Origin of the sequence: Mitsuaria sp. GD03876 (assembly GCF_029840635.1) — a bacterium.
Taxonomy (GTDB): Bacteria; Pseudomonadota; Gammaproteobacteria; order Burkholderiales; family Burkholderiaceae_C; genus Roseateles.
Genome location: NZ_JAOCCU010000090.1, coordinates 1 through 6,860, shown reverse-complemented (window position 1 = coordinate 6,860; position 6,860 = coordinate 1). Strand labels below are relative to the sequence as shown.

Annotated in this window: 9 protein-coding genes; 2 read left to right on the top strand and 7 right to left on the bottom strand. The window is 71.8% G+C overall.

Going from position 1 to position 6,860, the window contains the following annotated elements; all coding sequences use genetic code 11:
* The coding region (locus N5D62_RS28130) for a hypothetical protein (RefSeq protein ID WP_279761433.1) at positions 1-655 on the top strand (655 nt) is incomplete at its 5' end.
* Complete coding sequence (locus N5D62_RS28125; RefSeq protein ID WP_279761431.1) at positions 652-1,107, top strand: CesT family type III secretion system chaperone; 456 nt, start codon at positions 652-654, stop codon at positions 1,105-1,107. The genes N5D62_RS28130 and N5D62_RS28125, both read left to right, overlap by 4 nt.
* On the opposite strand, the gene N5D62_RS28120 is transcribed toward N5D62_RS28125, so the two are convergent.
* The 7 genes from N5D62_RS28120 to sctJ all read right to left on the bottom strand — a co-directional run.
* Positions 1,097-1,777 (bottom strand): PEP-CTERM sorting domain-containing protein, encoded by a 681-nt coding sequence (locus tag N5D62_RS28120; protein WP_279761429.1) that lies wholly within the window; start codon positions 1,775-1,777, stop codon positions 1,097-1,099. The two genes, N5D62_RS28125 and N5D62_RS28120, sit on opposite strands and share 11 nt — an antisense overlap.
* A gap of 102 nt (positions 1,778-1,879) precedes the next feature.
* Positions 1,880-2,896: a type III secretion system export apparatus subunit SctT gene (gene sctT, locus N5D62_RS28115; protein WP_279761427.1), complete on the bottom strand. Its 1,017-nt coding sequence runs from the start codon at positions 2,894-2,896 to the stop codon at positions 1,880-1,882.
* Complete coding sequence (locus N5D62_RS28110) at positions 2,893-3,411, bottom strand: hypothetical protein (protein WP_279761425.1); 519 nt, start codon at positions 3,409-3,411, stop codon at positions 2,893-2,895. Before N5D62_RS28110 ends, sctT begins: the two co-directional genes overlap by 4 nt.
* A gap of 32 nt (positions 3,412-3,443) precedes the next feature.
* Complete coding sequence (gene sctN / locus N5D62_RS28105) at positions 3,444-4,793, bottom strand: type III secretion system ATPase SctN (RefSeq protein ID WP_279761424.1); 1,350 nt, start codon at positions 4,791-4,793, stop codon at positions 3,444-3,446.
* Positions 4,790-5,506 (bottom strand): type III secretion system stator protein SctL, encoded by a 717-nt coding sequence (gene sctL / locus N5D62_RS28100; protein ID WP_279761423.1) that lies wholly within the window; start codon positions 5,504-5,506, stop codon positions 4,790-4,792. Before sctL ends, sctN begins: the two co-directional genes overlap by 4 nt.
* Complete coding sequence (locus tag N5D62_RS28095) at positions 5,500-6,141, bottom strand: type III secretion protein HrpB4 (protein WP_279761422.1); 642 nt, start codon at positions 6,139-6,141, stop codon at positions 5,500-5,502. The genes sctL and N5D62_RS28095 overlap by 7 nt, the downstream gene beginning before the upstream one ends.
* Positions 6,138-6,860: type III secretion inner membrane ring lipoprotein SctJ (gene sctJ, locus N5D62_RS28090; RefSeq protein ID WP_279761420.1), on the bottom strand; the 723-nt coding region annotated here is incomplete at its 5' end. The genes N5D62_RS28095 and sctJ, both read right to left, overlap by 4 nt.

The following is a 6,860-nucleotide window of genomic DNA, read 5'->3' as shown; positions in this document are numbered from 1 at the left end:
GCATCCGGAGGACGAGCACGCGCAGCTGCCGGCGAACGATCCGCGGCAGATGGCCGCGGGCGGCGCGACGGGCCTGTCCGGGACCTCCGCGACCTCGGCCACGCGTGGCGCGCAGCAACAGCAGGCCGATCCGGGCGAGCAGCAGGAGCAGGGTTCGATGAGTTCGCCGCCGCGCGTGCGGCTGCCGCCGCCCTTGCCGCCGGTGCGGGAAGGCGCGGCCCTGCGCCGCAGCCGGCTGCCCGAGGCCGCGCTGCTGGCCTCGAAGCCGCCGGCGGAAGGCACGCCGCTGCCGCGGCTGTTCGACGCGCTGGCGTCCCTGTGCTTCAAGGCCGGCGACGGCTTGGCGCAGGGTGCGACGCGGTTGGCCGCGATGGCGGCCGTGGCCCGCCACCGACCGCCGGACGCGCCGGCGCCGACGCTGGCGGAGATCAAGGCCGCCGCGGTCGCCTGGTGCGCGGCCAACGGCAAGCCGCCGTCGGCGACCGAGTCGCAGCGCAACACCAACCTGCTGTTCCCGCTGACGGCGCTGCGCGCGCTGGAGCCGCGGGCCGAGCCGATGCAACCGGCGGCCGAGGCGCGCGGCGCGTTGCTGCAGCGCGTGCTGATCGACATCGCGTCATCCGATCCGACCCGACGCAAGGACCCCGTGCCATGAGCGTTCATCGCTACCAGCAACTAATCCGCGACCTCTGCGAGGTGGTCGGCCTGCCCGACGCCGACGCGGCGATCGCGCGCAACGCGCTCGAGGTCGAGGGCTTCGAGGTGCTGCTCGGGCACTACGAGAACGACCCGGAGGCGATGTACCTGAACTTCGCCTTCGGCGCGGTGACCTCGGGCCGCAGCCTGCGGGTGTACCGGCTGATGCTGGAGGCCAACCTGAGCCTGTACGCGCAGGACCAGGCGCAGCTGGGGCTGGACGCGGATTCGGGCGTCGTGCTGCTGGTGGTGCGGGTGCCGATGCTGGACGGCATCGACGGCCACTACCTGGCCGACACCTTCAACCACTACGTCGAGCACGGCCGCTACTGGCGCGAGAACATCCTGCTGGCCGAGGACGAGATGTTCGAGAGCCTGTCGCAGGGGGAGTACACGTGGCTCAGGGCGTGAAGGCCTGCCGCCGCCTGACCCACGCCAGCAGCCCCACACCCGCCAGCATCAACCCATAGGTCGCCGGCTCTGGCACGACCTGCAGGATCCAGGTGCCGCGCGCGCCGTTGAGCTGCCCCGTCGTGCTGGTGAAGCTCTCGTAGAAGCCGGAGATCCGCTCCTGCGACTCGCTGCTGCTGAGCTGCAGGAAGTCGTGCCGTCCCGTCGGCAGGATGAAGCGCCGGGAGATCGTCAGGTCCCAGTCGGTCGGCAGCGTGAACGCGCCGGTCGCGTTGATCGTCAGGCTCGCCTCCATCTCCCGCTCCACCGGGCACTGCGTGCAGTACGGCTCGAACGGATAGACCAGCGTCTCGTAGCTGCGATAGCCGTCACGGGTCACGCTCAGGGTCATGGAGAAACGCTGCACGTCCTCCAGCGTGTCGCCCGGCATCAGGATCGTGCCGTCCCGCACGTCGATGTCGGCATACAGCACCACGTCCGCGTAGCTGTACTGGTTCGGATCGCCCGGATTGGCGCGGATGTTCTCGACGCGCATCTGGAACGGGTTGCTGGTGTAGTGGTAACGCAGCGTCGACGCCACGCCCGGCGACGCCGCCACCGACAGCAGCACCGCGAGCGCCAGCCCCAGCAGGACCCGGCCGCGCGCGAGAAAGACGGACGGCAATGACATGACAACTCCCTTCATGGCTTCTGGTCGACCTCACGATCGCGTGAAGACTAGGCACCTTGCGCCCGGCATGCCAGCCGTGACACCGGGAAAAGGGGCGCAGGGTCAGGGCGGGAACGCCAACGTGCGCGTGGAGTCGGACGCGGCGGCCGGAGCAAGCGGCGCTCCCGGCACCGCCGATGTCGCCGATGTCGCCGATGTCGCCGAGGCCGCCGAGGCGGCCGAGGCGGCGGGCACGGCGGGCGCCGCGGCGGATGGCGCCGAGGACGTCGACGGCGGAGGCGGCGTCGCTTCCTTCGCCTTCTCCGCCACCGCGGCCCACATCGCCATCTCCTTGGACAGCGTCTGCAGCGACAGCGCCGGCCGGACCTGCTCGAAGAACACCGCCACCAGCAGCGACAGCATCGCGATCGCGACCGCGCCCTTCACCGGCTGCGCCAGGTTGTTGGGCTCGAGCTTCTCCGCCGTCTTCGACAGGATGCCGAAGCCCAGGTCGATCAGCATCAACACCAGCAACGCCGGCGCCGCGATCTTGATCATCAGCTCCAGGTAATGGCTCGTCTGCGTCCGGACGAAGTCCTCCAGGATCGTCGACCAGGCCGGCGACAGGCTGCCGATCGGCCACCAGTGGAACGAGTCGAACAGGATCCCCGTCAGCACCATCATCCCGCCCAGCAGGTAGAAGCCGCTGATCGCCAGCTGCGCCAGCAGGTTGCCGATCGGCGTGCTCTGCTCGCCGCTGAGCGGGTTGGTCTGCTGGACGTTGTTGTAGCCGGCCTGGTTGTCGATCAGCACGCCGACGCCCTCCGCGACCCAGAACACCGTCGACGCCGCGAAGCCCAGCACCAGCCCGATCAGCGCCTCCTTGGCCAGCGTCGCGACCAGCCGCACCGTGTCCATGTCATGCACCAGCGACACCGGCTGCCCCCACGCGATGAACAGCGCCAGGCAGACGCACACGCCGTTGCGGACCGGCCCTTGCAGGCTCTGGTCGGTCGTCGCCGGCAGCACCAGGAACACCGCGTAGACCCGCAGCAGGCACACGGCCAGCAGCATCACGCCGTCCTGCAGCACCGAGCCGAACCCGATCACGCCGGAGAAGCTGGAGAACAGGTCGTTCACGCCTGCGCCTCCGCCATCGCGGCCGCGCGCCGCTGGCCGACCTTGCGCGCCACCGCCGCCTCCTCGCTCTCCTCGTCCTGCGTGTCCTCGGCCTCCTGGTCGATTTCGACCAGCCGCTTGCGGCGCCGCTCCTCGAGCTGCTCGATCTGCTGTTCCGCGCGCTGCAGCGCCTGCTTGGCCGCGGCCAGCCGCGCCTGGGCCTGCGCCACCTGCGCCGCGGCCTGCCGCACGCCCTCCTCGGCCTGGCGCACCAGGTCCTTCAGGCCATCCAGCACATGACCCAGCGTCACCACGTCCTGCGGATTGAAGGCGTCGGAACTCGCCAGCGCGTCGATGCGCGCGGCGCAGGCGGTCTCATCGGCGACGCAGTCCTGGTGCCGCGCCATCGCCGCCTGGTGCGCGGCCACCGCGGCGTCGCGCTGCGCGGTCTCGGCCTGCACCTGCTGCTCGAGCGGCTCCAGCCGCCGGCGCTTGGCCCACAGCAGCAACTTGAGCGACTTGAGGTCCGTGGCCATCGCGAATCGGCGCGTCGGGAGCGGATCCGGCCTCAGCCGTTCACCAGCGCCTGCAGCTCGGCCACCGTCTGCTCGAACGGCCGCAGGTCCGAGGTCGCCTGGTTGAGGAACTCCCGGATCGCCGTCTGCTTGCGCACCGCCTCGTCGGCGAACGCGTCGTTGCCGGGCTTGTACTCGCCCATCTGGATCAGCAGTTCCATCTCGTCGTACTTGGCCATCAGCTTGCGCAGCCCGCCGTTGGCCGACTGGTGCTCCTTGGGCACGATCTGCGACATCACCCGGCTCAGGCTGCCCAGCACGTCGATGGCCGGGTACTGGTTCCGCGCCGCGATCTTGCGCGACAGGATCAGGTGGCCGTCCAGGATGCCGCGCACCTCCTCCGCGATCGGGTCGCTGCCGCTGTCGTCCTCGGCCAGCACCGTGTAGAGCGCCGTGATCGACCCCGTCGCGCCCATGCCGGTGCGCTCCAGCAGCCGCGGGATCTCGGCGAACACCGACGGCGGATACCCGCGCCGCGCCGGCGATTCGCCCGCCGCCAGGCCGATCTCGCGCTGCGCGCGGGCGAAGCGGGTCAGCGAGTCCATCATCAGCAGCACCCGCAGCCCGCGGTCGCGGAAATACTCGGCGATCGCCGTGGCGACATGCGCCGCCTTCGCGCGCTCGATCGACGAGCGGTCCGAGGTCGCGCACACCACGACCGAGCGGGCCATGCCGTCCGGACCCATGATGATCTCGATGAACTCGCGCACCTCGCGGCCGCGTTCGCCGATCAGCGCGATCACGCTGATGTCGCACTGCGTGCCGCGCGCCAGCATGCCCATCAGCGTGCTCTTGCCGACGCCCGCCGGCGCGAAGATGCCCATCCGCTGGCCTTCGCCGAGCGTGATCATCCCGTCGATGATCTTCACCCCGGTGGGCAGCGGATGCTCGATCATCTCGCGCTCCATCGGGCTGGGCGGCATCGCGAAGACCGGCCGCAACTCGTCGCAGACCAGCGGCGGCCCGCCGTCGACCGGCTGGCCCAGGCTGTCGACCACCCGCCCCAGCAACGCGTCGCCGACCGGGATGCTCTGGATCTGGCCGAGCCCGACCACCTGCGTCTGCCCCGCCGCCACGCCCAGGATCGAGCCGAACGGCGACAGGATCGTCTGCCCGTGCGAGAAACCGATCACCTCCGCCACCTGCAGCAGCTTGCCGTTGCCGTCCAGCAGGTGGCACATCTCGCCCAGCTTGGCCGACAGCCCGCTGGCGCGCACCAGCGTGCCGATCACCTCGGTGACCTTGCCGGTGCGGCTGAGCGTCTCGGCCCCGGCGAGCTCCAGCTCCATCCAGCGGCCGAGCTCGTCGAGCTGGATCGCGCCGACGCGGTCCGGCGCGTTCATCGCGGCGCGTCCTCGACGGCCCGGCGCACCGCGCGCGACATCGCCGCGCGCAGCGCGTCCAGCTGCGTCTTGAGGCTGGCGTCGACGACGCCCATGTCGGATTCGAAGAGGCAGCTGCCCGCCGGCAGCGCCGGGTCGACGACGACCTCCACCGCCAGGCCGGCGGCCTGCAGCTCGGCCACCGCGGCGATGCCGTCGCGGGCCGCGTCGAAATCGGCATGGCTGACCTTGAGCGTCAGCGCCGTGGCCGAACGCGACAGCGCCTGCACGCTGCGCAGCGCGCGCTGGTACAGCGCCGCGCGGCCCTCGGTCTGTACGATGCGCTCGACCGCGCTGGTGACGACCTCGGCCAGGCGTTCATGCAGGCCACGCACCGCCTCGGCCTGGTCGACCGCCCGGCCCGCCTGCCGCTCATGCCAGGCCAGCGCCGCCTGCCGCTCGCCCTCGGCGCGGCCGGCGTCGCAGGCGGCCTCGATGCGCCCCTGCGCCTCCTGGAGCAGCGCTTCGGCGTCGGCCCGCGCCGCGGCGACGATGCGCGCCGCCTCGTCCTGCGCCTCGGCGATCAAGGCGTCGGCGCGGGCGATCGCCTCGCGCCGCACGTCGGCCTCGTGACGCAGCAGCGTGGCCTCCGGCGCCCGCAGGATCCCGTGCGGCACGCCGGCACCGGGCACGCCCGCGCCTTCCGGCGCCGATCCCTTCCACCAGATCAGCATGGCCAGGTCACCTCCACGTCGGCCAGCGCCGCCAGCGCGGCGGACACCTCGCGCTCGGCCGGCACCGGCGCCGCGTCGATCACGCCATCCAGCGCCGCGCGCGGCAGCGACCAACGCACCATCTCGCGCACCGGCGCGTCATCGGCCGCCAACGCCGCCGACCAGTCCGCGAACCCCACGCAGGCCCATTGCACCGGCGTCCACGCGGCGAGTTCCGCCTCGACCGGCCGCCCGCGCAGGCTCATCGCCGCCAGCGGGGCGAAGGTCTCGCCCAGCGCGCGCTGCAGCGGCACGCGCACGCTGCGATCGATGCAGCAGCGCAACACGCCGGGACGGCGCGCCAGCGCCAGCGCGCACAGGCGGTGCAGCAGCTCCCCGCGCGGCAGCAGGCTCAGCCGGGGCAAGGGATCGGCGAAACGGCCGAGCGCCGGCCAGCCGCCGTGACCGTCCAGCCGGTCGCGCCACAAGCGCGGCCACAAGGGCGCGACGTGCTCCGCCGACAGGCCGTCCAGGAAGGACCACGGCGCCAGCAGCTCGTCCTCCCAGCTCGCGTCGACATCGTCGACCAGCCCCCGCACCTTGGCGTCGAAGGCCACGGCCCAGGCGGCGAGCTGCTCCGGCGCGGCCATCGTCATGCGCCGCCGGCCTCGGCCACCGCCGCGGGCGCGCCGAACGGCAGGCGCTTCGCCAGCCCCGCCGGCAGCCAGCCCGGCTTCTTCCAGGCGACCAGCCCGAAGGCGCCGGCGCCCAGCAGCAGCACCGCGAGCACCCCGCCGGCGATCCACGCCCAGGTCGCGTCGGCCACCGCATGCACCGGCGAGGTCGGCAGCATCGCGCCCGGCACCAGCGTCACCGTCACGTTCTCGTAGGTCAGGCCCTCGACGCTGCGCGCGACCATGTTCTTGATCGACGGTGCCAGCTGCGGCACGTCGATCTCCGGGCGGTACTTCACGAACACCGACGCGCTCGACGGCTTCACCGTCGTCGACATCGGATCGTTGTTGGGCAGCACGATGTGGACCTTGGCCACGATCACGCCGTCGATCTTGGACAAGGTGCTGGAGAGCTCCTGCGACACGCCGTGGATGAAGCGCACCCGCTCCTCCGTCGGCGTGGAGATCAAGCCTTCCTTCTTGAACATGTCGCCCAGCGACACGTACTTGTCGGTCGGCAGGCCGTTGGCGCGCAGCACGTTCAGCGCGTCCACGACCTCCTTCTCGTCGACGGCGACGTTCCAGGTCTTGCCGCCGTCGCCGCTTTTCTTCTCCGCCTCGATGCCGCGCTGCAGCAGCGCGGCCACCATCTCGTTGGCCTCGGCCTCGGTGCGCTTGGTGTAGAGGTCGGTCTTGCAGCC